This window comes from Falsiroseomonas selenitidurans (assembly GCF_012103215.1).
Classification (GTDB): domain Bacteria; phylum Pseudomonadota; class Alphaproteobacteria; order Acetobacterales; family Acetobacteraceae; genus Falsiroseomonas; species Falsiroseomonas selenitidurans.
This window is the reverse complement of record NZ_JAAVNE010000001.1, coordinates 310,006-333,564: the sequence shown is the minus strand read 5'-3', so window position 1 is coordinate 333,564 and position 23,559 is coordinate 310,006. Positions and strand designations below refer to the sequence as shown.

Sequence of the window (23,559 nt, the reverse complement as noted above, 5' to 3'; positions counted from 1 at the left end):
GAACCGCGCGCGGCCACCCCGGCCGCCACCCCTGCCGCCACGCCGGCCGCCACGCCTGCCGGCCCGGGTCGCGCCAAGGCGGCGCCGCGCGTGGCGGATCGTGCCGCGCCGCCCAAGGCGATCGCGGAAGCGCGCCAGGGGCATCTGGACCTGCCCGACGGCAATTGGCGCTACCCGCCGCTGTCGCTGCTCACGCCGCCGCCCGCCCGCCGCGCCGCCGGCCCCTCGGAGGAGGCGCTGCAGGGCAATGCGCGGATGCTGGAGACGGTGCTGGAGGATTACGGCGTGCGCGGCCGCATTGCGGAAATCCGCCCCGGCCCGGTGGTCACGCTGTATGAGCTGGAACCCGCGCCCGGCACCAAATCCGCCCGCGTCATCGGCCTGGCGGATGACATCGCGCGCTCCATGTCCGTCACCGCCGTGCGCATCGCGACCGTGCCCGGCCGCAACGTGATCGGCATCGAGATGCCGAACAGCAAGCGGGAAATGGTCTATTTCTCCGAGATGATGATGGCGGAGGACTGGCACCGCCACCAGGCGAAGCTGCCGCTCGCACTCGGCAAGGATATCGGCGGCGCGCCGGTGATCGCCGACCTCGCCCGCATGCCGCACCTGCTGATCGCCGGCACCACCGGCTCGGGCAAGTCGGTCGGCATCAACACCATGATCCTGTCGCTGCTGTACCGGTTCACGCCGGATGAGTGCCGCTTCATCATGATCGACCCGAAGATGCTGGAACTCTCGGTCTATGACCGCATCCCGCATCTGCTTGCCCCCGTGGTGACGGAGCCGGCCAAGGCGATCGGCGCCTTGAAGTGGACGGTGCGGGAGATGGAAAAGCGCTACCGCGCCATGTCCCAGCTCGGCGTCCGCAATATCGGCGGCTACAACGAGCGCGCCCAGGCGGCCCGCGCGCGGGGCGAGGTGCTGACGCGCCGCGTTCAGGTGGGCTTCGACCCGGAAACCAACAAGCCGCTGTTCGAGGACCAGCCTTTGGCGCTGGAGCCGCTGCCGATGATCGTCGTCGTCATCGACGAGATGGCCGACCTGATGATCGTCGCCGGCAAGGAGATCGAGGCCGCGGTGCAGCGCCTGGCGCAGATGGCGCGCGCCGCCGGCATCCATGTGATCATGGCGACGCAGCGACCTTCGGTGGACGTCATCACCGGCACCATCAAGGCCAACTTCCCGACCCGCATCAGCTTCCAGGTCACCTCGAAGATCGACAGTCGCACCATCCTGGGCGAGATGGGCGCCGAGCAGCTGCTGGGCCAGGGCGACATGCTGCACATGGCCGGCGGCGGCCGCATCAGCCGCGTGCACGGCCCCTTCGTCTCCGACGAGGAGGTGGAGGCGATCGTCGCCTTCCTGCGCGAACAGGGCGAGCCCGCCTATATCGAGGAGGTGACGGAGGTGGACGCCGAAGGCGAGGACGGCGCGCCCGGCCTGCTCGGCGGCAACACCGACGGCGAGGCGTCCCTGTACGACCAGGCGGTGGAGCTGGTGACGCGGGAAGGCAAGGCCAGCACCAGCTTCGTCCAGCGCCACCTGAACATCGGCTACAACCGCGCCGCCAAGCTGATCGAGCAGATGGAAAAGAACGGCGTGGTGGGCGCGGCCAATCATGTCGGCAAGCGCGAGGTGCTGGCGCCCGGGCCGAGGGACTGAGCGCGGGCCGCCGCGGGCCTTACCCGGCGCTGCGGCAGGCCTCGCGCAGCGCCTCCAGGAACGCGGCCTGGGCTGCGGTCGGCCGCCAGTCGCGGCGCAGGGTCAGGCCGATCTGGCGCGGCGGGGCGGGTGGCAGGGTCACCTCCAGGCGCCGCAGCCCCGGCGTTGCCGCCACCTGCTGGGCGGAGAGCAGGGCCATCGCGCCGCCCTGGCGCAGCACCGCGATGGTGGTCTCGGCGGCGTTCGTCTCCAGCAGGATGCGCGGGCGGGCGGGCAGGGTGGCGAACAGCGCCTCCGCCACCGCGCGCCGCGGCAGGGGCGGCGCGGCAACCACCCAGGCGGCGGCGGCCAGCCCTGCCGGCGTGGCATCGCCGGGATGCGCGGCGCCGCAGGCCACCACGAAAGGGTCGTCCCGCAGCGGTTCCTCCACCAGGTCGGGGTGCGGTGGGGCGCCGCGCAGGGCGCCCAGCATGGCGTCGATCCCGCCCTGTCGCAGCAGCGCCACCAGCGCCGCATGGCTGCCATCCTGCGCCGAGACCGCCAGCCCCGCCCCGGCCGCCGCCAGCGCCAGGGCGATCGGCCGGCGCGGCAGCAGCGGCAGCGTGCCCAGGCGGAAGCGCCCAGGGTCGGCTGCCAGCTCCGCCAGCCCCTGCTCGATCTCGATCCGCGCCAGCGCGATGCGCCGCGCCAGCTCGGCGCCGCCCGGCGCGGTGACGAAGCCGGCCGCGGTGCGGCGATACAGCGGCACGCCCAGCGTCGCCTCCAGCCCCCGCGCGGTGCGGGACAGGGAGGGCAGGGCGATGCCGCGCGCCCGCGCCGCGGCGGCGAAGCTGCCGGCAAGGGTGATGGCCAGATGCGTGTCCAGCGCCGTGTCCGTCAGCAGGCGCGGCGGCGTGGCGCTGCCGCAGGCGGCGAGGCCCGCGGCAAGCTGAGCGTCCATCCGCGCGCAGCGTTCCAGCAGCAGCGCGCCGGCGGCGCTGGGGAAGCTGCCGCGCGGCCCGCGGGCCAGCAGGGCCTGGCCGCTGCGGGCCTCCAGCCGGGCAATGGCCTGCGACAGCGCGGGCTGGGACAGGCCGGCCTGCCGGGCGGCGGCGCCCAGGCTCGTCGCGCGCGCGGCGGCGGCGAAGGCGGCGAGGTCGCGCAGGCGTGGCAGGCGGGCGGCTTCGGGCATTGCCCCAGCCTTATGACCCAGGCCGCGCAATCCGCGTAGCCGCCCGGCGGCCCGGCGCGCATGCTTGCGCCCCGGGAGAGACGCCATGCCAATCGAGATCATCGACACCCACACCCATGTCATCTCGCCGGACACGGCGCGCTACCCGCTGGCGCCGCTCGGCGGCAAGCAATCCGACTGGTCGGCGGAACGGCCGACGCCGCCCGAGGCGCTGATCGCCGCGATGGATGAAGCCGGCATCGCCCGCGCCGTGGTGGTGCAGGCTTCCACCGCCTATGGCCATGACAACAGCTACCTCGTGGAATCCGTCGCCGCGCATCGCGACCGCTTCGTCGGCGTGTTTTCCGTGGACATCCTGGCCGAGGATGCGCCGGCGCGGATCCGCCACTGGCATGCCGCCGGGCTTTCCGGCTTCCGGCTGTTCACCACCGGCACCACCATGCCCGGCCAGGCCGGCTGGCTGGATGACCCGCGCGGCTTCCCGGGCTGGGCGGTGGCGGCGGAACTCGGCCTGCCGGTCTGCCTGCAGATGACGGCGAAGGGCATCCCGGCGCTGCGCACGCTGCTGGCGCGCTTTCCCACCGTGCCGGTGCTGCTGGACCATCTGGCGCGCCCCGACCTGACCGACGGCCCGCCCTTCGCCCGGTCCGCCGAGCTGTTCGCCCTGGCCGAGCATCCGCAGGTCTTCCTCAAGCTGACCACCCGGGCGCTGGACATGGCCGCCGCCGGGGCTTCCACGCCCGCGGCGCTGCTGCAGGCGCTGCTGGCGCGGTTCGGGGCGGGGCGCATCCTCTGGGGCTCCAACTTCCCGGCGGCGGAGGGCACGCTGGCGGCGCTGCTGGCGCGCAGCCTGGCGCCGTTGCAGGCGCTGTCCGAAGCCGATCGCGCGGCGATCCTGGGCGGCACGGCGCGCCGGCTCTACCCCGCGCTGGCACCCGCCGATGTCTGAGCCCGGCTTCAGCCTGGCCATCGGGCGCACGCCGATGGCGGCCGGGCTGCGCGCGGCGGGCGCGTTGCCGGATGGAACAAGGATCGATTTCGCGGCGGTGGAGCCGATCCACCGCGCCTTCGCGCCCATGGCGCGCACGCAGCGCTACGACATGGCGGAGATGGCCATCGTCACCGCGCTGCAGGCGCTGGCCTATGGCAAGCCCATCATCCTGCTGCCGCTGACCCTGGCGGCGCGCTTCCAGCACCGCTGCATCATCCGCCTGGCATCGCGGCCGGCGCTGACGCCACAGGCGCTGCGCGGCCGGCGTATCGGCGTGCGCGCCTATACCCAGACCACCGGCATGTGGGTCCGCGCCATCCTGGCGGAGGAGGCCGCGCTGCCGGCCGAGGCGGTGCAATGGGTGACTCAGGAAGGCGCGCATGTGGCGGAATATGCCGACCCGCCCTTCGTCACCCGGGTGGCGGAGGGGCTGAAGCTGCCCGACCTGCTGCGGGAGGGCGCGATCGACGCCGCCATCCTGGGCAACGACCTGCCGGGCGACCCGGATTTCGCGCCGGTCTTCCCGGCACCGGAGGCGGCGGCGCGGGCCTGGTTCGCCCGGCATGGCGTGGCGCCGGTGAACCATGTGCTGGTGGCCGCGCGTCCCTTCGCGGAGGCGCATCCGGGCCGCGTCGCCGCCCTGCTGGCGGCGCTGCGTGCGGCCCGGCCGGTGGCGCAGCCCGACCTGCTGCCGAGCGGCGCGGAGGCCATGGCCCCGGCGCTGACGCAGGTGCTGGCGGCCTGCCACGCCCAGGGCCTGCTGCCGCGCCGGCTGGCGGTGGAGGAGGTCTTCGCGCCCGCCCGGGCGCTCGGCCTCGACTGAACGGCACCCGACTGACGTGACAAGGGAGGAAACCAAGAAATGACCATCACCCGACGCAGCCTGCCCGCCCTGGCGACCGGGCTTCTCGCCGCGCCCGCCCAGGCGCAGACCCCGGCGGTGCGGCCGGACGGGCCTGTTTCGCTTGTCGTCCCGGTCACGCCGAGCACGGCGCAGGACCTCATCGCGCGTTCCTTCGCCCCGGCCCTGTCCGAGATCCTCGGCCAGCCGGTGGTGGTGGAGAACCGCTCCGGCGCCAGCGGCGTGATCGGCACCGGCATCGTCGCCCGCGCCGTGCCGGATGGCCGCATGCTGCTGATGCAGGGCGCCAATTTCGTGATGAGCCCGCCGCTGATCGCCAATTTGCCCTACGACCCGCAGCGCGCCTTCGTGCCGATCATCCGCATCGCCGACGGCAATTCGGTACTGGCGGTGCGCAAGGGGCTGGCGGCGCGGGATGTGGCCGAATTCGTGGCGCTGGCCAAGGCGCGGCCGGGCGACCTGGACTTCGGCTCGCCCGGCAACGGCACGGCGCCGCATATGGGCATGGTGCTGTTCGCGCTGGCCGCCGGGATCGAGCTGAACCACATCCCCTATCGCGGCACCTCCCCGGCGCTGCAGGACCTGCTGGGCGAGCGGATCGCGGCGATGGTGCTGCCGGTGTCCGTCGCCATCCCGCTGGCCCGCGACAACCAGCTTCGCCTGCTGGCGGTGACGGCGGAAACCCGCTGGCCGGACCTGCCGGAGGTGCCGACGATGGCGGAAGCCGGCTATCCGGACGCCACCATGACCATCAGCTACGGGCTGTATGGCCCGGCCGGGCTGCCGGCCCCGATGGTGGCGCATATCAATGCGGGGCTGAACGCCTGGCTGGCGCAGCCGGCGACGCGGCAGGCCATCCAGGCGCGCGGGCTGGTGCCGGCGGGCGGCAGCCAGGCCGATTTCGCGGCCAATGTGCAGGCAGAGTTGGCCCGCTGGGCGCGGGTGGTGCGGGAGGGGCGGATCCGGGCCGATTGAGGCGGCGCGGCAGGGCGGGCGGGCGCCGGCTCAGCCGGCGTCATCGCCCTCGATCCGGGCCGCCAGCCGCTTCGGGGCGATCAGGGAATAGCTGCGGCGGATCTGCGCCGCGGCCTCCGCCCAGTCCACGCTTCCGCCCAGGCGCAGCGCGACCCAGCCCTTGTGGCCCAGATAGGGCGGGCGGAAGAAGCGGTCCGGTGCGGCCTCCAGCAGCAATTCCTGACTGCCGGGCGGCGCCTTGAACCAGACGGCCAGGCCGTCCGGCGCCGCGTGCAGCATGGCGAAGATGCGCCCGCGCACGCGGAAGGTCGGCTGTTCCCAGGTCTCCACCTCCGCCGCTTCCGGCAGCGCCAGGCAGATCCGGCGCAGCCGGGCGGTGGGGGAGGCAGCCATGCGGCGATCCTGGCACGGGATCGCCGCGGGCGGGTAGCGTCAGGCGGCGCGGATGCCGGAGAGGAAGCCGCCCACCTGGGTGCGCAGCCGCTGTGAGCGCTGGGTGAGTTCGGCGGAGGACTGCCCCACCTGCGTCGCCGCCTGGCCGGTCGCGACCGCGCCCTGCGACAGCTCCCCGGTGTAGCGGGAAACCTCTCGCGTGCCGGAGGCGGCTTCGGCCACGGCGCGGACGATTTCCTGCGTTGCGCTGGCCTGTTCCTCGGCCGCGGCGGCCACCTGGACGGTGATCTGGTCCACCTGGTCGATAGTGGCGGTGATGCCGCGGATGGCGTCCACCGCGCCGCGGGTTTCCGCCTGCATGGTGGCGATCTGCGCGCCGATCTGCTCCGTCGCCTTGGCGGTCTGCGCCGCCAGCGCCTTCACCTCGCTGGCGACCACGGCGAAGCCCTTGCCGTGCTCGCCGGCGCGCGCCGCCTCGATGGTGGCGTTCAGCGCCAGCAGGTTGGTCTGGCCGGCAATGTCGGCGATCAGCCGCACCACGTCGCCGATCCGCTGGGCGGATTCCGACAGGCCGGTGATGGCGGCGTCGCTGGCGCGCGCGCCATCCGCGGCGTTGCGGGCGGCGGTCGCGCTGTCCGTCACGCGGCGGGCGATCTCGGCGATGGAGGCGCCGAGCTGCTCGGCCGCCGCGGCCACGTTCTGCACGCTGGCAGAGGCCTGTTCGGCGGCGGCGGCGACCGAGGCGGCGCGGCTCTCGCCCTCCCGCGCCGTGGTGGTCATGCTGCCGGCCATGGCGTCCAGCTGCTGCGTGGCGGTGGCGACGCCGGCCAGCGCGGCCTCGGCGTCCGCTTCGAAGGTGGCGACCAGGCGGGCGACGGCTTCGGCGCGCTGCGCCTTGGCCTCCGCCTCCTGCCGGATCGCGGCATCGGCGCGCTGCTTTTCCTCCAGCGCGGTCTTGAAGACGCGCAGCGCCGCGGCGATGCGGCCCATTTCGGTGCGCGCCGCGATGTCCGGCACCTGCGCCGTCAGGTCGCCCTGCGACAGGCGCTGCATCGGCGCGATGACGGCGGCGATGCCGCCATTGATGGCGCGCAGGATGAGCAGCGCCACGGCGACACCGAGCAGCAGGGTCGTGCCGATTCCGGCCAGGATCAGGCTGCGGGCGCTTTCGTAGGTGGCGTCGGCGAGGGCGCTGGCGGCGGCGGCCCCGGCGGCGTTCAGCTCCTCGAGTTCCGTCAGCGTCCGCGTCACGATGTTACCGGCGGGAACCAGGTTGCGGGTGAGGGCCGCCCCGGCCTCGGCCCGACGGTTGGTGCGGGACAGTTCCAGGATCGGCGGCACCTCGCGCAGATACACGGTGATGGCTTCCGCGGCCGCCGTGTAGATCTGCCGCTCACGCGGGCTGCTGATCAGCGCTTCGTATTCGCGCTTCGATCCGCCCAGTTCGCGGGTCCATCGCTCGATGCTCTCCTCCAGCGTCCGCATCCGCGCGGCGTCGTCGGAGTTCACGTGGTTCAGCACCGAGATGCGGATTTCCGAGAGGCTGGCGCGCAGGTGGCCGAGCGCCTGGTTGCTGGGCAGCCAGTTGTCCACGATCTCAGCCGTCGCGTTGTCCACCGCCCGCATGCGGTCGATCGCGAAGCCGCCGATCCCGGCCAGGGCCAGCAGCAGGAAGGCAAAGGCGGCAATGAGGCGTTCGCGGATCGACATGCGCGCAAGCATCAGCAGGGGGCTCCTCGGGTGGTGGCGGATGATTGCGACGTCGCCTTCAACGGATTGTGAACGCGCGGTTGAATGACGGATCGGTAATCGGGTTTCGGTCGGTTTCGCCGGCCGGTCGCCATGCTTGACGCCGGCGCGGGGGGTGGGGGAGCGTCCAGCCTCCTTGGAGGGAGACCTGCCATGTCCGCCCGCGCCGTACGCCTTGTCGCCCCCGCCTGCCTCATCGTCCTGACCCTTGCCGTCGCCCCGCCGGCCCTGGCGCAGGAACGCCCGCAACTGCTGCCCACGCGCGATGTCAGCGTCACCTACCGTGTCACCGGTGCCCGCGCGCAGGGCGGCATGCCGCAGATGACGCTGTCCTGGCTGGCCGCGCGGCAGGCCATGCGCATGGACATGGGGGGCATGGGCTGGCTGGTGGCGGACCACCGGGCGCAGCGCGGCTTCATGGTGATGGAGCAGATGCGCATGGTGATGGACGTGCCGATGGAACAGGCGCTGGCCCTGCCGACGCGCGCCAGCTTCCGCCGCACCGGCCAGGACCGCGTCGCCGGCCTGCCCTGCACGGTCTGGAACTTCCAGGACGGCGCCGATCGCGGCACCGCCTGCGTCACGGCGGATGGCGTGACGCTGCGCGCCCAGGGCACCAGCGGCGGCGAATCCGGCAGCATGGAGGCGACGCGCGTGACCTATGCGGCGCAGGACCCCGCCCGCTTCCAGCGGCCGCAGGGCTACCAGGCCCTGCAGATGCCCCAGGGCATGCCGCCCGGGATGCTCCAGGGCATCCCCGGCATGCCGCGGCGCTGAGACGCGGCGCCGCGAAGCCGCCTGCGCCCGCCGCGGCCAGTGCCGCGCGCCAAGGCCGCGGAGGGGCCGCCCGGCGCCTGAGGGCGTGCGACCAGAGGCGCCGTCAGCCCGGCGGGGACATCGCCTCTGGCAGTGCCACGCCCAGCTTCGCCGCGGCGCCCTGCAGCCCGCCCAGGATGGCGGGGGACAGCGCCAGGCCATCGCGGAAGGCGGCGCGGCGATGGGCCAGGCCGGATTCGCCCGGCAGCCGCACCCGTGCCACCCCCGGCCGCGGCGTCGCGGCGCGGCAGGCTTCCGCGGTGTGGGTGGTCTGGCGGCGGAAGGCGTCCAGCCCGGCGAAGGCTTCCGGGTCATAGACCTGCAGCAGCACGCTGGCGGTCCAGCCGGTGGGGCGGTCCGCCCGGCCATAGCCGGAAAGACCCTGGGTCTGCGCCTCGTTCAGCAGGGCCCAGGCATAGCCCTTCTGGCCATGGTCCAGCCCGCCCGCCGGCAGCAGCGTGCCGCCCTGCGTCAGCACCGCCGGGTCCGTGCTGGGGTTGCCCTGCGCGTCCTGCACCCAGGGATGGGCATAGCGCGCGCCGGCCTTCTGCAACTGCCCCGCCATGTTGATGGTGGTGATGGAGGCGCTGACATCCATCAGGATGGGGTCGCCCTCGGTCGGGATGCCGGCCGCCACCGGGTCCGGCGCCAGCACGCCGCTGATGGCGCCAAACGGCGCCACCGCCGCGGCCGCGGAGGCGGAGGAGGAGAGCACCGCCATGCAGCCGCGATCCGTGGCGCGCGTCAGGTAGGCGGCCAGGCAGCCGATATGGTGGCTGTCGCCGATCGCCACGCTGCAGGTGCCGTAGGTGGCCACGCGCTCCAGCGCGATGTCGAGCGCCTTGTGCACCAGCCACGGCCCGGGCAGGCGGCGGCCGTTCCAGGTGAGGCAGGCGCCGCGGTCGCGCACCACTTCCGGCTCCCCCTCCCGCGTCATGCCGCCGGACAGCGCATCGTCCAGGTAGCGCGGCAGCAGGGCCAGGCCGTGGGTGACGTGGCCGAGCAGATCGGATTCGACCAGCGTCTTCGCCACCGCGGCGGCTTTCGGCGCATCCAGGCCGGCGGCGCGGCAGAGCGCCTCGGCGAAGGCGATCAGGCGCTCGGGGTGGTGGCGGGCAGGGTCGGGCATGGAGGTTTCCGGATGCTGGCTTTCCGGACTGGTAGTCGGTCAGGCCGCGCCCGTCGATTCACCCGTGGCTGCGTCGCCAGCTTCATGCTTTCACAAGCCTTGGCTGCGAAACGTCGACGTCTGAACATCCCGGCCCGGCAGCATGACCCGAGCGTCGCCTACCAACGCCTCTGCCCAGGCGAAGCGCCTGGCCGCCTTCGGCATCACGCCTTCGCACATCGCCAGCCTGCAGACCCTTCGGCCCTTCACGCAGCAGCGCCTGCCCGCGCTGCTCGGCTCCCTGCACGGGGCCTTCGACGGCTGGCCGGCGATGCAGGCGGCGCTGATGATCCCCGCGGTGCATCACGTGCGCGTCGCCCACTGGCAGCGCGCCATCGCCGGCGAGCTGGGGCCGGATTTCGAGGCCTCGGCCCAGGCGCTGGCCTCCGCCTTCTATGACCATGGCGTGCCGAGCTTCGCGGTGGCCGTCTGCCACCACAGCGTCGCCGCCGCCGTGCTGCGGGAAGTGGTGCCGGAGGCGCCGGGCGGGTGGTTCGACGGCGCGCGGCGGCGGCAGGCGGCGGCGCTGCGCGACGCGCTGGGCCGCATCGCCTGGCTGGACCTGGAGGCACTGCTGGAAACCTATGCGGCCGCCGAGGCCCGCAGCCGGGACCTGGCCCTGGCCAGCATGGCCGAGGCGGTGGAGCGCGAGGCCGGCGCGGCGGTGGCCAAGGTCGGTGTCCTGACCGCGGCGATGGCGGGCACGGCGCGGGCGATGTCGGAAACCGCGTCCCGCACGGGCCAGGAGGCCGGCGCGGCGGCGGCGGTGGCGGAGCAGACGCTGGGCACCGCGCAGACGGTGGCGGCGGCGGCGGAGGAGCTGACCGCCTCGATCGGCGAGATCACCCGCTAGGTTGGCCTTTCCGGCGCCGCGGCGCAGCGTGCGGTCGGCGCCGGCCGCGACGCGCGCGACAGCATCGCCGCGCTGTCGCAGCAGGCCGGGCAGATCGGCGATGTCGCCGGCGTCATCGCCGACATCGCCGCCAAGACCAACCTGCTGGCGCTGAACGCGACCATCGAGGCGGCGCGCGCCGGCGATGCCGGGAAGGGCTTCGCCGTGGTGGCCAGCGAGGTGAAGCAACTGGCGACGCAGACCGCACGATCCACCGAGGATATCGGCCGGCAGATCGCCGCCATCCGCCAGGCGACGGACCAGGCAGTGGCGCAGGTGGCGCAGATGGCGGCGATGATCGGCGAGATCGACAGCGTCGTCGCCACCGTCTCCGACGCCGTGCAGCAGCAGGGCGCGGCGACGGCGGAAATCGCCCATACCATCGCCGAGACCGCCGGCGCCGCCCGGCAGATGTCGCACCGCGCCCATGCGGTGCGCGACGCGGTGGGCGAGACCGACCGGCAGGCGGAAGCGGTTCGCGGCAATGCCGGGGTGCTGGAACAGGCCGTGCAGCACCTGCGCGACGCGGTCATCGCCTCCGTGCGTGGCGCCGGCGGCGGCGTCACGCGCCATTGACGTGCCCCGGGGCCAGGCCGGATCGCCTGACCCGCCGCCCCGGAAGCCTGCCCGGCGGCTGCCGCCGCCTCAGAAGCCGAACAGCCGCGCCGGGTTGTCCACCAGGATCCGGTGGCGGGCCGCCTCATCCGCCCAGTCGCCCAGCAGGTTGAACAGCTGCACGGAACCGACGCCGTGGGCGAAGGACAGATGCGGGTAGTCGCTGCCCCAGATGATGCGGTCCGGCACCGCCTCCACCAGGGCGCGCGCCATCGGCGCGGCATCGGCGAAATCGGGCGCGGTCGCCATGCGGTAGGTGCCGGTGAACTTGGCGTAGCCCTGCACCTCGTCGCGCTTCAGCACCTCGATGAAGGCCTGGAAGCCGGGCTGCTGCGGGCCGTCCTTGGCCAGGAACATGCCCATATGCGCCACGCTGAAGGGCACCGTCAGGCTGGCCAGCACCGGCAGCAGCTCCGCCGTCAGCCAGCCCGGGCCGAGGAAGTCCAGGTGCCAGCCCAGCTCCCGGCACCTTGCCTCCAGCCGCCGGATGCGCGGCAGCATCTGGCGGGAGAAGCCATCGATGCGCGGCTTGACCGGGGAGTAGTTGATGCGCACGCCGCGCACGCCGAGCGCGTCCATCTCCGCCAGCAGCGCATCGGGCACATCCTCCTGCACGTCGACGATGCCGCGGCAGCGGGCGATGCCCACCGCCCGCATCGCATCCAGCATGCAGGCATTGTCCTCCCCATAGGCGCTGGGCTGGACGAAGACGAAGCGTTCCAGCCCCAGATGCGCGGCCAGCTCCAGGTAGTCCGGCAGCGGCGCCACCGGCGGCGCGTAGCGCAGCGGCTCCGGCGAGGCGTAGGGGTAGCGTGCCGGGTCGCCGAAGACGTGGAAATGCGCGTCGCAGGACAGCGGCGGCGCGCGGAAGGCCGGCGGGCCCTCGGCCCTATGGTCGAGCATCGTGAAAAGATCCTATTCCAGCTTCACCCCGGCGCGCTGCACCACCTCCCGCCACAGCGCCACTTCCCGCGCGACATGCGCGGCCATCGCGGCGGGGGTGGAATGCGTGGCGGAGGCGCCGGCGGCGGCGAAGGCCTCCACCAGCTTCGGGCTGCGCAGCGCGGTGCCGATCTCGGTGTTCAGCCGCGTGACCACCGCCTCCGGCGTGCCCTTCGGCGCGGCGACGCCCCACCAGTACATCATGTCGTAGCGCGGCACCCCGGCCTCGATGAAGGTCGGCACCTGCGGCAGGGCGGCGGCGCGGCTGGCGCCGGTCACGCCCAGGCCGTGCAGCGTGCCGGCGCGCACATGCGCGACGCCGGAGGCAAGGCTGGCAATGGCCATGTCCACACGCCCCGCGATCACCTCGTTGATCGCCGCCGCCACGCCGCGGAAGGGCACGTGCAGCATCCGGGTGCCGGTGACGTTCAGCAGCAGTTCCATCGCCAGATGGGCGGAGGAGCCCTGGCCGCCGGAGCCGAAGCTCAGCGCGCCCGGCCGCGCCTTGGCCATCGCCACCAGCGCCGCCACGTCCCGCGCGCCAAGCCCCGGGCGGACCAGCAGGATGGAGGGGCTGTCGGCGATGCGGCTGACCTGCACCAGATCGGTCAGCGGGTTGTAGGGCAGGGCGGGATAGAGGCTGGGCGAGATCGCCAGGGAATTGTCGGTCAGCAGCAGCGTCAGCCCATCCGGTACGGCGCGGACGGCGGCGGTGGCGCCCACCGTGCCGCCGGCGCCGCCGCGGTTTTCCACCACCACGGACTGGCCGAGCTGCCCGGTCAGTTCCTGCGCCAGCAGGCGGGCGGAGATGTCGGTGAAGGAGCCGGGGGCGAAGGGGACGATGATGCGCAGGCTGCCCGGCGGCCAGCCCTGCGCGGCGCTGCCGCGGCTGAGGATGAAGGGGGCCGCGAGCAGCGGCAGAAGATGGCGACGGTTCATGATGCTTGGTTCCTCCCAGGTCGTGTCAGGTGGCGAATCGGGCCTGCCATCGGTGCAGCAGCGCGGCGCGCCGCGCCGGCTCCAGCAGCCGGGCGAAGCCGGAATCCAGCGGGATGGGCGCGATCGGGCGCGGCGGGGTGGCCAGAACCGGCCAGAAATCCCCCTCCGCCAGCGCCGCCTGCCCCTCCTCCGAGACCATGTGCGCCAGGAAGGCGCGGGCGGCGTCCGGGTTGGCGGCGCGACGCGGGATGAAGGCGAGCCGCGCCACCGCCGGCGCCGGCCGGTCCGATTCCGCGATCCGCAACGCCGTGTCGGCGGCCACCGCGCGCAGCGCATAGGCGCCCAGCACCTGCAGCGCGAAGACGCCGCCGCCGGTCATGGCGGCGACCAGCGCGGGGGCCGATCCGCAGCGGGCCGGGCGGCGCGCCGCCAGCGCCGCCATGCCGGCCTCGAAATCCGGGTCCTCCAGGCTGGCGCGCAGCAGGGCGAGGAAGCCGAGCCCATTGGCGGCGATGTCCGGCACCGCCACGGCGCCGGGATGGCCGGCGAGGAAGGCCGCGACCTCCCCGAAGCTGCCCGCCCGGCCGGCGCCGCGCACCAGGTTGAACACCGGCTCCCGCGTCGTGGCGAGCGCCAGGTCCTGCCAGGCGGCATCCGGCGGCAGGGCGTGGGCCACGCCATGCGGCTGGGCATGGCCGTCCAGCACCAGGCCCATCACCTGGTCCATGGCGCTGGACCACACCAGATCCGCCGTCGCCCCGCCGGACGCGTGTTCCGCCAGGTAGCGGTTGTGGAGCGCGGTGCTGATGCCGAAGACGAAATCCACGTCGATGCCGGGATGCCGCCGCGCGAAGCCGCGCAGCAGCGCCTCGCAATAGGGGCGCTCGGCGGCCGAGAGCAGGACGAGGCGGCCGGTGGTCACGGCAGCAGCTTGTGCAGCAGCGCCGCATCCGCCCGGGCGGCGGCCATCAGGTAGCCGACATCGTTGCCGGCGATGAGGAAGCGCGCGCCGAGGCCGATGAGGTCCTTCTGCAGCTCCGCATCGCCGCGGATACCGCCGACGCCGAGCACCTTGCCCTGCGCCCGGCAGGCCTCGGCCACCGTCACATAGGCCTCCCGCAGCCTGGGGTTCCGCAGCTCGCCGGGGATGCCCATCTCGGTGCAGAGGTCGTTGGAGCCGATCAGCAGCACATCGACGCCTTCCACCGCCGCGATGGCATCGGCATTGGCGACGCCTTCCGGCGTCTCGATCATGCAGACCACCAGGGTGGCGGCGTTCAGCGTGGCGTTGATCTGGCCCAGGGGCAGCGCCCGGTAGCCGACGGCAGGGCCGGGCCCCATGACGGAGCGGTGACCGGTGGGCGGGAAGCGGGCCGCATCGACGATGGCGCGGGCCTGGGCCGCCGTGTTCACATGCGGCACCACGATGCCCTGCGCGCCGCCATCCAGGATCCGGCCGATCCAGTCCGCCCCATGCCCCGGCGGCCGCACCAGCGGCGTGACGCCGAAGGCGGCGGCCGCGGTGCAGATGGCGGAAACCGTCTCCAGCCCGACCGGGCTGTGTTCCATGTCGATGTACAGCGATTCGAAGCCGCAGGCGGCGACCATCTGGCCGATATCCACGGTGCGCGCCTGGCGCAGCCCCATGCACAGCACCAGCCCGCCATCGGCCAGAATGCGCCGCGCGCCATTCGCCGCTATACCGGACGCTTCCATGACCCAGCTCCCCCCACAGGCCCGCGACGCTAAAGCCGGGCATTCGGATTGTCCAGAATGACGGGATTTTCTTCCGAGGCCGCCGCGGCGCGCGGGGCCAGCAGCCTGGAGAAGATGCTCGGGCTGCTGGACCTGTTCACCACCCGGGCGCCGGCCTGGTCCACCGAGGAGCTGATCCGCGTCTCCGGCACCTCGCGCTCCACCTGCTATCGCTACATCAAGGCCTTGCAGGCGGCGGGGCTGGTCACGCCGGTGGCCGGCGGGGCCTGGATGCTGGGGCCGCGGATCATCGAGCTGGACCGCACCATGCGGCTGTGCGACCCGGTGACGGCCGGCGGCACCCCGCCGATGCGGCGCCTGGCGGCGGAGACGGGGCACAGCGGGCTTCTGTGCCTGCTGTTTTCCGGCACCGTGATGTGCGTGGGCGATGCCCCGGCGCAGGGCGCGCCGGAAGGCATCTTCGCCCGCGGCCAGCGCCGGCCGCTGTTCACCGGCGCGGCCTCCAAGGTCATCCTGGCGCATCTGCCGCCGCACCAGCTGCGCGCCATCCATGCCCGCCACCGCGGCACCATCGCCGCCGCCGGGCTGGGCGCGGATTGGGAGAGCTTCCGGCATGCGCTGCGGCAGATCCGCGAAGCCGGGCATTGCGTGACGCAATCCGAATTCCAGCCTGGCGTGGTCGGCATCGCCGCGCCGCTGTTCAACGCGGAAGGCGGGGTGCTGGGCAGCCTGGGGCTGGCGGCGGTGGCGGAAGGTGTGCCGCCGGCGGCGCGGGCGGGGCTGGCGCGGCAGGTGATGCAGGCGGCGAAGGAGGCCTGCGACCGCATCGCGGACCAGGAGCAGCTGGCCGCCCTGCCGGCCCGCGCGGTGGGGTAGCGGGTCTGCCACCTCACGGCCTCGCGACGAGATATGGTGGTGACGCGCCGGGTGGACCACCATATACTGTGTGGACCGCGCGCATCGGTGCGCGCGGCCTGGGATGCTCGACATGGATGGTTCACTGCCCGGCACCACGTTTCTCGGCCACCGCCGCACCCCGGGGGCCCGCTTCGGCGGGCCGCCTGCGAAAGCGCGCGCGCTGGATGCGGGGATGGGCCTGGCGGTGGCGCGGCGCACCGTCTTCCGCCCCTCGGATGCCGAGGATTTCGGCCGGGTGGCGGACCGGGTGGCGGCCGGCAACATGGCACTGCTGGGAGACCGCGCGGACCGGCTGGAACAGGGCCGGCTGCGCAACGCCATCGCCACCGGCGCGCTGATCACCTCCGGCCGCCACCTGCAGCATGGCGACGCCGACCAGCCTGGCCGGAACATGGAGGTGTTCACCAACTGCGCCACGGCCGCGGCCTCCTTCAGCCTGTTCTATCTGTTGCTGAACGGCAGCGGTGTGGGCCGGGCCTATGATGATGCGCTGATGGCAGTGGATTGGGCGCGGGCGCCGCATGTGCTGCTGCATCTCGGCACCGGCCACGCGGATTTCCCGGCGACGCGTGCCACGCTGCACCGCTTCGGCCTGGACTTTTCCCTGTTGCCATGGGGCACCAGCCTGGACTCGATGACGCCGGCGCAGGAGGCGGAGCTGCGGGCCTGGATCGGCCGCGAATTCCTGGCCGATCCGGCCGAGGCGCCGGCCGATGCGATCCGCCACGTCATCGATGACAGCCGCGAGGGCTGGGGCAAGGCGGTGGAGTTGCTGGAAAGCCTGGCCTTCCAGGGCGCGGCCGGCCGGACGCTGCTGCTGGATTTCTCCGCCATCCGGCCCTGCGGCGCGCCGATCGGCGGCATGCAGGGGCGCCCGGCCTCCGGCCCGCTGTCGCTGATGCGCGCCTTCGTGAACCTGCGCCGACAGGTGATCGAGCCGGCGCGGGCCGGCGGGCTTGCCACCTGGGAACAGGCGATGCTGGTGGACCATCATTTGTCCGTCGAGGTGCAGGTGGGCGGCGCCCGCCGGGCCGCCCGGATGGCCACCAAATCCTGGCGCGACCCGGGCATCCTGCGCTTCATCCGCGTGAAGTCCGAAGGCGGGCTGTGGACGGCGAACAACTCCGTCATGGTCGACGCGGAATTCTGGGACGGCGTGCGCGCCGCCCGCGCCGGCAGCCCGGAGACCCTGCACCAGCACGCCTTCGCGGTGTTCGAGGAAGCGACGCGCTGCGGCTACATCAATGGCGAGCCCGGCTTCATCAACGGCGACAAGCTGGAAGACCACCGCACCGGCACCGCCTGGGACAAGCCGGTGCATGAGGATGGCCGTGACGTGCGCAGCGCCCGCTACCAGGCGGACCACGCCGTGGGTCTGCTGGCGGAAATCGCCCGGCGCGCCGGCACCGCCCGCTTTCCGGCCACGACGAATCCCTGCGGCGAGATCACCCTGCACGTCACCGGCGGCTATTGCGTCATCGCCGATTTCGCGCCGCTGCTGGCCTGCCCCGTGGACCATGCGGCGCTGACGCCCGGCGTGATGCCGGCCGATGTGGCGGAAGATTGGGATGCGCGGGTGGAGGACAGCGTGCGCCTCGGCGTGCGGTTCCTGATGCGCGCCAATCTGATGGACGCGCTGTATGGCGCGGAGGTGGCGCGCACCAACCGCATGGGCATCGGCCCGACCGGCCTGCATGAATGGGCCTGGATGCGCTACGGCCTGGGCTTTTCCGAGTTGCTGGACCAGGACCGCTCCGCCGCCTTCTGGGCGATGCTGGATCGGCTTTCCGCCGCGGCGAAGGACGAGGCCGAATCCTACGCGGCCGCGCTGGGCCTGGAATCGCCGCACACCGTCACCACGGTGAAGCCGGCCGGCACCACCAGCAAGCTGTTCGGCCTGACCGAAGGCGCCCACCTGCCGGCGCGGCGGCACTATCTGCGCTGGGTGCAGTTCAAGGGCGTGCGCGCCGAGGATGGTGGCTGGACGCCGGACAGCGACAGGCTGCTGGCCGATTACGAGGCGCGCGGCTACCCGATCCGCAGCCTCTCCTCCTTCCCCGGCATGTCGATCGTCGGCTTCCCCACGCTGTCGCTGATCGAGCGGCTGGGCCTGGCGGAAAAGCTGGTAACGGCGCCGGAGGCCTCGCCCGAGGCGCAGTATCGCTGGCTGTCGCTGCTGGAGCGCCACTGGATCGGCGCCGAGCGCGGCAACCAGGTCTCCTACACGCTGAAGATCTACACCGACCGGCACGACATCGACGCCTTCCGCGACATGGTGCTGACCCACCAGCCCCGGATCCGCTGCTGCGCCATCCTGCCGAGCCGGCCGGACAGCGAGCTCGGCTACGAATACCTGCCGGAGGAGGAGGTGACGCCGGAGCGCTTTCTCGAACTGGTGGCCGGCATCAACGACCCGGCGCTGCATGAGGCGGTGGACGGGGCGCATCTGCAGTGTGCGTCAGGGGTCTGCCCGATCTGACAAGGGGCGTCCGCCAAGGCCTGCCCCCGCCCTTGCGGGCACGCCGGAGGCTGGTCGGGGCGGGGGGCATTCGCCCTCGTACCGGCTGCGCGAAGGTTTCACCTTCGTGCACCTCAGGCGCCGGGCGCCGCGCCTCCGTGCGGCTTGGCTTCGCGGCACTTGCCGCGGCGCCCCTGCGGCCGCTGCGGCCCTTCGGGCGTCGGGTATCAGACCGCCACCGGCGCCGTGATCACCAGGAACACCAGGTTGGCCAGCCCAGTGTTGTGCAGCTCATGCGGCACGCCGGGCGGGATGAAGACGTAGCTGTCCCTGCGCATCACCACCTTGCGCGTGCCGATCGTCAGCAGGCCCTCGCCGGACAGCACATGGTAGATCTGCTCCTTCGCCGCATGGTCGTGCAGCGCCACATGCGCCGCCGGCGCGTAGGAGGAGATGCGGTAGTCGATGACGCGCGAGCCGCCCTCGCCGGCCTCGACCAGGATCTTGGACAGCGCCCCGCCATGGTGCCCCGGGCTTTCAACCCAGAGCACCTCCGCCAGCTCGCGCAGCACGGCGTCCTTTGCGGGCGTCATTCCGCGACCTCGAAGCGGACATGGGTGGCGAGGTCGGCCCAGCGGGTCAGCTCCCGGTCCAGATGCCGGCGCAGGCCCTCCGGGTCGCTGCCCGCAACTTCCACGCCGATCTCGCGGAAGCGCGCGGCGGCGTCCGGGTTGCGCAGCGCGGCGACGACGGATTCATGCAGCTTCGCCACCACCGGCGCCGGCAGGCCGGCCGGGCCCAGCAGGCCGAGCCATTCGTTCAGCGCGAAGCCGGGCAGCGCGGCTTCCGCCACCGTCGGCACCTCCGGCAGCGCGCTGCTCCGCGCCGCGCCGGTGACGGCGATGGCGCGCAACTGGCCGCCGACGATGAAGGGCCGCGCCGTCGGCAGCACGGCGAAGACATAGCCCAGCCGCCCGCCGACCAGATCCGTCATCACCTGCCCGCCGCCGCGATAGGGCACGTGCAGCGCCTGCAGCCCGCCGGCGGCGTGGTTGAACATCGCGGTGGACAGGTGGTTGCCGCTGCCATTGCCGGCCGAGCCATAGGTCATCTCGCCGCCGCGGGACCGCACCAGGGCGATGAAGTCCCGCACCGTATGGGCGGGGGAGGAGGGGTGGACCACCAGCACCATCGGCACCAGCCCCACCAGCGACACCGGCGTGAAGTCGCGCCGCGCATCATAGGGGATCACGCGGAACAGCACGGGGTTGGCGGCCAGCGCCGTGGTCGCCAGCACCAGCGTGTGGCCATCCGGCTCCGCCCGCGCCGTCAGGCCGAAGCCGATCTGCGCGGCGCCGCCCGGGCGGTTGTCCACCACCACCTGCTGGCCCAGCGCCTCGCCCAGCCTGGGCGCCAGGATGCGCGCGGCGATGTCGGTGATGCCGCCGGGGCCATAGGGCACCACCAGCCGGATGGGCCGGTCCGGGAAGGCCAGCGCCGGGGCGCTCGCCAGCAACAGGGCGCAGAGCGCGCCCAGAAGTCTCATCGGCATCGGTTTCCTCCGTCCCGGTCGTCTTGCCGGGTTCGGCAGGCTGTCCCACCATGCGGGAGAAAATCAAGGGGGAAGCGCCATGGTCGATGAACTGCGCCTCTACACGCTGCGCCCCGGCGCCATGGCGCGCTACCTGGACCTGGCAGCGCGGGTGGCGGCGCCGGTGCGCGGCGACCGCTACGGCACCCTGCTCGGCTTCTGGTCGAACGAGGTGGGCGCGGCGAATGCCGTGGTGAATCTCTGGCGGCACGCGACGCTGGAAACCCGCAAGGCGCTGCGCCGGGAATTGGAGGCGCTGCCCGCCTGGCGGGAGCAGTACCTGCCCGGCGTGCGCCCGCTGATGCTGCGCCAGGTGGTGCGCTTCCTCGACCCCGTGCTGCCGCTGGCCGCCCCCGCGACGCCCGGGCCGCACTGGTACGAGCAGCGCCTGTTCCAGGCCCGGCCGGGCGAGGCCGGCGCCCTGGCGGAGGCCCTGGTGCGGGCGGCGGAGCCGGGCCAGATCGCCGTCTGGACCAGCTTCGCCGGCCCGATCAACGAGGTGGTGCAGTTGCTGGCGCATGGGGACCTGCCGGCGCGGCTGGCGCGCGGCCTGCACGGCCCGGACGGCGCCCTGGCCCGCCATGCCGACCGGATCCAGGAGGTGGAAACCTGCCTGATGCGCCCGGCGCCGCATTCGCCGCTGCGCTGATCGCGGCCCGGCCTATCGGGGCGAAAGGCAATTCCTGGCTGGCCGGTTCGGCCCATCCGCGTTCTAAAGGGGGCAGGCATCAAGCCAGGAGCGAGACCCATGACCCAGACCAGCGGCCAGCCCCAAGCCCTGTCCCCCGAGGCGCTGGACGCCGTGACCGGCGGCGCCGTCGGCGGCGGCAATGACAGCGTGCGCGGCGGCAGCGGCAGCGACTACATCAATGCCCAGGGCGGCAATGACAGCGTGGCCGGCGGCGCCGCCGGCGACATGCTGGATGGCGGCGCGGGCAACGACCTGGTGATGGGCAACAGCGGCAACGACACCATCACCGGCGGCGCCGGCGACGATGTGCTGATCGGCGGCACCGGCGCCGACATCATCAACGGCGACCAGGCCTATGGCACGCAGGGCAACGACGTGATCCGCTGGCACCCCGGCGAGGGCAACGACACCATCAATGGCGGCGGCGGCACCGACCAGCTGGTGCTGGAGGATACCGGGATGAGCCTGCAGCAGCTGTTCAGCGCCATCACGCTGGACCAGGGCTCGGCCCGCCCGGTGCTGGGCCCGCACTCGATCAACCTGACCGGCGTGAGCGGCACCATCACCATCGGCGGCGAGACCATCCGCTTCTCCGGCATGGAATCGCTGGTGGCCGGCAGCTACCAGTACTTCTCGGGTCGCTCCGAGTAGCACCGGGCGGGGGGCGGTTGCCCCCCTTTTTCAGGCGGCGACCGGGACGCGCAGCGCCTGGTCCACCGTGGCGCTGATGGAAGACAGCACCGGCCGGCCGACATCCTGCGCCAGCGCCGCCAGGAAAGGCTGCGTCGGCAGCTGGGAGCAGCCGATGAACAGGGCGTCGCAATCCGGCGCCATGGTCTGCCGCGCCAGCGCCTCCACCTCCGGCGGCTGGATGGCGCAGAGCGCGGCGAGGTCGGCGGCGCGCAGCGTGTCCATGCGCTTCACGGCAATGCCGCCATCGGCCAGGAAGGCGGCCAGCTGCTCGTTCACCGCGTCCGAATAGGGGGTGACGACGGCGATCTCCTTCGCACCGATCGCCTGCAGCCCCTGCACCATGGCGCGCGCGGTGGTGACCACCGGCAGGCCGGTGACGCGGTGCAGCTCCGCCGCCAGCTCGGCATCGCCCGCGGGGCCGGCGATGAAGCCGGCGGCGGTGCAGCCATAGGCCAGCACGTCATGCGTGGCGGGGGAGAAATGCTCGGCGGCCAGCTGCACCGCGGCATCGCGATAGGCCGGCATCGTCTCCCGCGTCAGCAGGCCGGTGGTGCGGGGGATGCCGATGCGGGTGACGGTGGAGCCTTCGGGCAGGAAGCCCAGCATCTCCCGCTCCATCGTCGTGTTGGTGGCCGGCACCATCAGCCCGACCCGGATCGCGCGCGCCATGGGCGTCTCCCTCACAGGGGTTGCAGCGGCGGGGTGGCGCCGTCCGGCAGGGCCGGGTCGGCGGTGTTCAGCACCATCGCCAGCATCGAATAGTAGCCTGCCAGCGCCAGCAGATCGAGCACGCCGGCCTTGCCGAATCGCGCTTCCACCGCGGTGCAGAGCGCATCGGTCGGCTTGCCGTCGCGATGCGTCGCCACCGCGAAGTCGTGCACCATGGTCTGGTCGGCATCCATCGCCTCCGGCCGGCGGCCTTCGGCGATGGCGGCGATGATCGGCTCCGCCAGGCCCGCATTGCGGGCGATGCGGGCATGGGCGAAGAATTCGTACTGGCAGTTCCAGCGCCGCGCCGTCACCAGGATCGGCAATTCCACCAGCGCTTGTGGCAGGCCGGTGCCGAAGCGGAGATGCTCGCCCAGCGCCTGGATGCGCATGGCCAGCGGCGGGTTGTGCAGCAGGGCCAGGAAGGGGCCGCGGACGGAGCCGCGCGGGCCGCCGGCGATGGCGGCCGCCACCTCCTGCTGCGCCGGCGTCATCTGCTCCGGCGGGATGGCGGGGAAACGGTCGGTCATGCGGGCTGCCTCGCCATCGGGTGGTTCATCTGCGCCGCCGTCAGGATCGGGCGGGTGACGGAATGCGTCGCCTGGCGGGTGCCGGGCGGCAGGGCGCGCCAGTGCAGGGCGCGCAGCTCGCCGAATTCATGCGGCAGGCGCACCCAGGTCTCGCCGCCATCCCGGCTGCGGAAGACCTGGCCGAGATTGGTGCAGACCAGCACCAGCATCGGGTCGGCGGCATCGGTGGCGATGCTCCAGACCGTGCTGTTCATCGGCCCCGGCAGCCCGGCATCCGCCCAGGTCAGGCCGTGGTCGCGGGAGATCAGCAGGAAGCCGTCATTGCCCGGCGGGCCGTTGCCATTGGCCAGGAACACCACGCCCTTGTCGTCCGCGCGGGGCTGCACGCCGCGGGTATAGGGCCAGGGCGCCGGCAGGTCCTGCAGCACCCATTTGGCACCGTCATCCTCGCTGCGGTGCAGGCCGCGGTTGGTGGTGGCGAGCATCGCCTTGCCGCCGCCGGGCAGCTTCACCACCGCCAGCCCGTGCACATCGCCCGAGACCAGGCCATGGCCGCGTTCCGCCCAGGTCAGGCCGCGGTCGCGGCTGACGAAGATGCTGCCGATCTCGACCGAGGCCCAGACCGTGCCGTCATCCACCGGGTCGAACAGGATCTGCGTGACCCGGGTCGGCCCCATGTTCTGTTGCGAGAAGGGGGCGAGGCCCGGGGCCGGCAAGGCCACCCAGCTCTGCCCGGCATCGGTGGAGCGCCAGAAACCGGCCGGGCGGGTGCCGGCGATCAGCACATCCGGGTCCTTCGGGTCGATGGCGATCGCCCAGACATCCTCCATGGCGGAGGGCAGGTGGGTCCAGCGCGCCGTCGCCTCGTCCCAGCGATAGGCACCCATGTCGGTGGCGGCGAACAGCCGGCCGGGGGTGGCGGGATGGCTGGCGAAGCCCCAGACGCGGGCTTCGAGATAGAGGCCGGAATGGCTGTTCGGATGCACCCAGCTGGCGCCGAGGTCGTCGCTGAACCAGGCCGAATGCCCGGCGGTGCCGGCATAGAGTTGGATGTCCGCCACCCGAATTCCTCC

23 protein-coding genes and 1 pseudogene are annotated in these 23,559 nt (G+C 73.1%); 11 read left to right on the top strand and 13 right to left on the bottom strand.

Features of this window, described 5'->3' with window-relative positions; genetic code table 11:
* The coding region (locus HEQ75_RS01505) for a DNA translocase FtsK (protein ID WP_268887688.1) at positions 1-1,668 on the top strand (1,668 nt) is incomplete at its 5' end.
* A 19-nt stretch (positions 1,669-1,687) separates the two neighbouring features.
* On the opposite strand, the gene HEQ75_RS01500 is transcribed toward HEQ75_RS01505, so the two are convergent.
* Positions 1,688-2,839, bottom strand: a complete 1,152-nt coding sequence (locus tag HEQ75_RS01500) for a LysR family transcriptional regulator (RefSeq protein ID WP_168027135.1) — start codon at positions 2,837-2,839, stop codon at positions 1,688-1,690.
* 85 nt (positions 2,840-2,924) lie between these two features.
* Here HEQ75_RS01500 and HEQ75_RS01495 point away from each other — a divergent pair, with 85 nt between their 5' ends.
* The 3 genes from HEQ75_RS01495 to HEQ75_RS01485 are packed head-to-tail and all read left to right on the top strand — an operon-like array spanning position 2,925 to position 5,667.
* Positions 2,925-3,788, top strand: a complete 864-nt coding sequence (locus HEQ75_RS01495; protein ID WP_168027134.1) for an amidohydrolase family protein — start codon at positions 2,925-2,927, stop codon at positions 3,786-3,788.
* Complete coding sequence (locus tag HEQ75_RS01490; protein WP_168027133.1) at positions 3,781-4,653, top strand: hypothetical protein; 873 nt, start codon at positions 3,781-3,783, stop codon at positions 4,651-4,653. Before HEQ75_RS01495 ends, HEQ75_RS01490 begins: the two co-directional genes overlap by 8 nt.
* Before the next feature lie 39 nt (positions 4,654-4,692).
* Positions 4,693-5,667 (top strand): Bug family tripartite tricarboxylate transporter substrate binding protein, encoded by a 975-nt coding sequence (locus HEQ75_RS01485; RefSeq protein ID WP_168027132.1) that lies wholly within the window; start codon positions 4,693-4,695, stop codon positions 5,665-5,667.
* Positions 5,668-5,697: 30 nt separating this feature from the next.
* On the opposite strand, the gene HEQ75_RS01480 is transcribed toward HEQ75_RS01485, so the two are convergent.
* Both HEQ75_RS01480 and HEQ75_RS01475 read right to left on the bottom strand, forming a co-directional pair.
* Positions 5,698-6,060, bottom strand: a complete 363-nt coding sequence (locus tag HEQ75_RS01480) for an MmcQ/YjbR family DNA-binding protein (RefSeq protein WP_168027131.1) — start codon at positions 6,058-6,060, stop codon at positions 5,698-5,700.
* A 39-nt stretch (positions 6,061-6,099) separates the two neighbouring features.
* Positions 6,100-7,770 (bottom strand): methyl-accepting chemotaxis protein, encoded by a 1,671-nt coding sequence (locus tag HEQ75_RS01475; RefSeq protein WP_168027130.1) that lies wholly within the window; start codon positions 7,768-7,770, stop codon positions 6,100-6,102.
* Between the two features lie 192 nt (positions 7,771-7,962).
* Here HEQ75_RS01475 and HEQ75_RS01470 point away from each other — a divergent pair, with 192 nt between their 5' ends.
* Positions 7,963-8,586 (top strand): hypothetical protein, encoded by a 624-nt coding sequence (locus tag HEQ75_RS01470; RefSeq protein ID WP_168027129.1) that lies wholly within the window; start codon positions 7,963-7,965, stop codon positions 8,584-8,586.
* A 103-nt stretch (positions 8,587-8,689) separates the two neighbouring features.
* Here the strand turns inward: HEQ75_RS01470 and HEQ75_RS01465 are convergent, their stop codons facing one another.
* Positions 8,690-9,754: an Ldh family oxidoreductase gene (locus HEQ75_RS01465; protein ID WP_168027128.1), complete on the bottom strand. Its 1,065-nt coding sequence runs from the start codon at positions 9,752-9,754 to the stop codon at positions 8,690-8,692.
* Between the two features lie 142 nt (positions 9,755-9,896).
* Here HEQ75_RS01465 and HEQ75_RS01460 point away from each other — a divergent pair, with 142 nt between their 5' ends.
* Positions 9,897-10,646, top strand: a complete 750-nt coding sequence (locus HEQ75_RS01460) for a protoglobin domain-containing protein (RefSeq protein WP_168027127.1) — start codon at positions 9,897-9,899, stop codon at positions 10,644-10,646.
* A 60-nt stretch (positions 10,647-10,706) separates the two neighbouring features.
* Positions 10,707-11,261, top strand: a pseudogene (locus HEQ75_RS01455) (methyl-accepting chemotaxis protein); the annotation flags it as partial.
* Between the two features lie 69 nt (positions 11,262-11,330).
* Here the strand turns inward: HEQ75_RS01455 and HEQ75_RS01450 are convergent.
* The 4 genes from HEQ75_RS01450 to HEQ75_RS01435 are packed head-to-tail and all read right to left on the bottom strand — an operon-like array spanning position 11,331 to position 14,897.
* Complete coding sequence (locus HEQ75_RS01450; protein WP_168027126.1) at positions 11,331-12,203, bottom strand: amidohydrolase family protein; 873 nt, start codon at positions 12,201-12,203, stop codon at positions 11,331-11,333.
* A 12-nt stretch (positions 12,204-12,215) separates the two neighbouring features.
* Positions 12,216-13,181, bottom strand: coding sequence for a tripartite tricarboxylate transporter substrate-binding protein (locus tag HEQ75_RS01445; protein ID WP_168027125.1), 966 nt, complete (start codon positions 13,179-13,181; stop codon positions 12,216-12,218).
* A gap of 25 nt (positions 13,182-13,206) precedes the next feature.
* The gene (locus tag HEQ75_RS01440; RefSeq protein ID WP_168027124.1) at positions 13,207-14,103 is read right to left on the bottom strand and encodes an ABC transporter substrate-binding protein; all 897 of its coding nucleotides are present in this window, start codon (positions 14,101-14,103) and stop codon (positions 13,207-13,209) included.
* Entirely contained in the window at positions 14,100-14,897 is a 798-nt protein-coding gene (locus tag HEQ75_RS01435) for an HpcH/HpaI aldolase family protein (protein WP_168027123.1), read from the bottom strand. The genes HEQ75_RS01440 and HEQ75_RS01435 overlap by 4 nt, the downstream gene beginning before the upstream one ends.
* Before the next feature lie 57 nt (positions 14,898-14,954).
* On the opposite strand from HEQ75_RS01435, the gene HEQ75_RS01430 reads away from it, so the two are divergent.
* Together HEQ75_RS01430 and HEQ75_RS01425 are read left to right on the top strand one after the other, a co-directional pair.
* Entirely contained in the window at positions 14,955-15,773 is an 819-nt protein-coding gene (locus HEQ75_RS01430) for an IclR family transcriptional regulator (protein WP_168027122.1), read from the top strand.
* A gap of 112 nt (positions 15,774-15,885) precedes the next feature.
* Positions 15,886-18,294: a recombinase gene (locus HEQ75_RS01425; RefSeq protein ID WP_235961160.1), complete on the top strand. Its 2,409-nt coding sequence runs from the start codon at positions 15,886-15,888 to the stop codon at positions 18,292-18,294.
* 206 nt (positions 18,295-18,500) lie between these two features.
* Here the strand turns inward: HEQ75_RS01425 and HEQ75_RS01420 are convergent, their stop codons facing one another.
* Together HEQ75_RS01420 and HEQ75_RS01415 are read right to left on the bottom strand one after the other, a co-directional pair.
* A complete protein-coding gene (locus HEQ75_RS01420; protein ID WP_168027121.1) occupies positions 18,501-18,866 on the bottom strand; it encodes a cupin domain-containing protein in 366 nt (121 codons plus the stop codon).
* Positions 18,863-19,825, bottom strand: a complete 963-nt coding sequence (locus HEQ75_RS01415; RefSeq protein WP_168027120.1) for a tripartite tricarboxylate transporter substrate binding protein — start codon at positions 19,823-19,825, stop codon at positions 18,863-18,865. The genes HEQ75_RS01420 and HEQ75_RS01415 overlap by 4 nt, the downstream gene beginning before the upstream one ends.
* 79 nt (positions 19,826-19,904) lie before the next feature.
* Between HEQ75_RS01415 and HEQ75_RS01410 the strand changes: the two genes are divergently transcribed.
* Together HEQ75_RS01410 and HEQ75_RS01405 are read left to right on the top strand one after the other, a co-directional pair.
* Entirely contained in the window at positions 19,905-20,513 is a 609-nt protein-coding gene (locus tag HEQ75_RS01410) for an NIPSNAP family protein (RefSeq protein WP_168027119.1), read from the top strand.
* Between the two features lie 99 nt (positions 20,514-20,612).
* A complete protein-coding gene (locus HEQ75_RS01405) occupies positions 20,613-21,206 on the top strand; it encodes a calcium-binding protein (protein WP_168027118.1) in 594 nt (197 codons plus the stop codon).
* 30 nt (positions 21,207-21,236) lie between these two features.
* Here HEQ75_RS01405 and HEQ75_RS01400 read toward each other — a convergent pair whose 3' ends face one another.
* The 3 genes from HEQ75_RS01400 to HEQ75_RS01390 are packed head-to-tail and all read right to left on the bottom strand — an operon-like array spanning position 21,237 to position 23,547.
* The gene (locus HEQ75_RS01400; RefSeq protein WP_168027117.1) at positions 21,237-21,917 is read right to left on the bottom strand and encodes a maleate cis-trans isomerase family protein; all 681 of its coding nucleotides are present in this window, start codon (positions 21,915-21,917) and stop codon (positions 21,237-21,239) included.
* An 11-nt stretch (positions 21,918-21,928) separates the two neighbouring features.
* On the bottom strand, positions 21,929-22,486 hold the full coding sequence (locus tag HEQ75_RS01395) for a carboxymuconolactone decarboxylase family protein (RefSeq protein ID WP_168027116.1): 558 nt from the start codon (positions 22,484-22,486) through the stop codon (positions 21,929-21,931).
* Positions 22,483-23,547, bottom strand: coding sequence for a WD40/YVTN/BNR-like repeat-containing protein (locus HEQ75_RS01390; protein WP_168027115.1), 1,065 nt, complete (start codon positions 23,545-23,547; stop codon positions 22,483-22,485). Before HEQ75_RS01390 ends, HEQ75_RS01395 begins: the two co-directional genes overlap by 4 nt.
* Positions 23,548-23,559 lie beyond the last annotated feature (12 nt).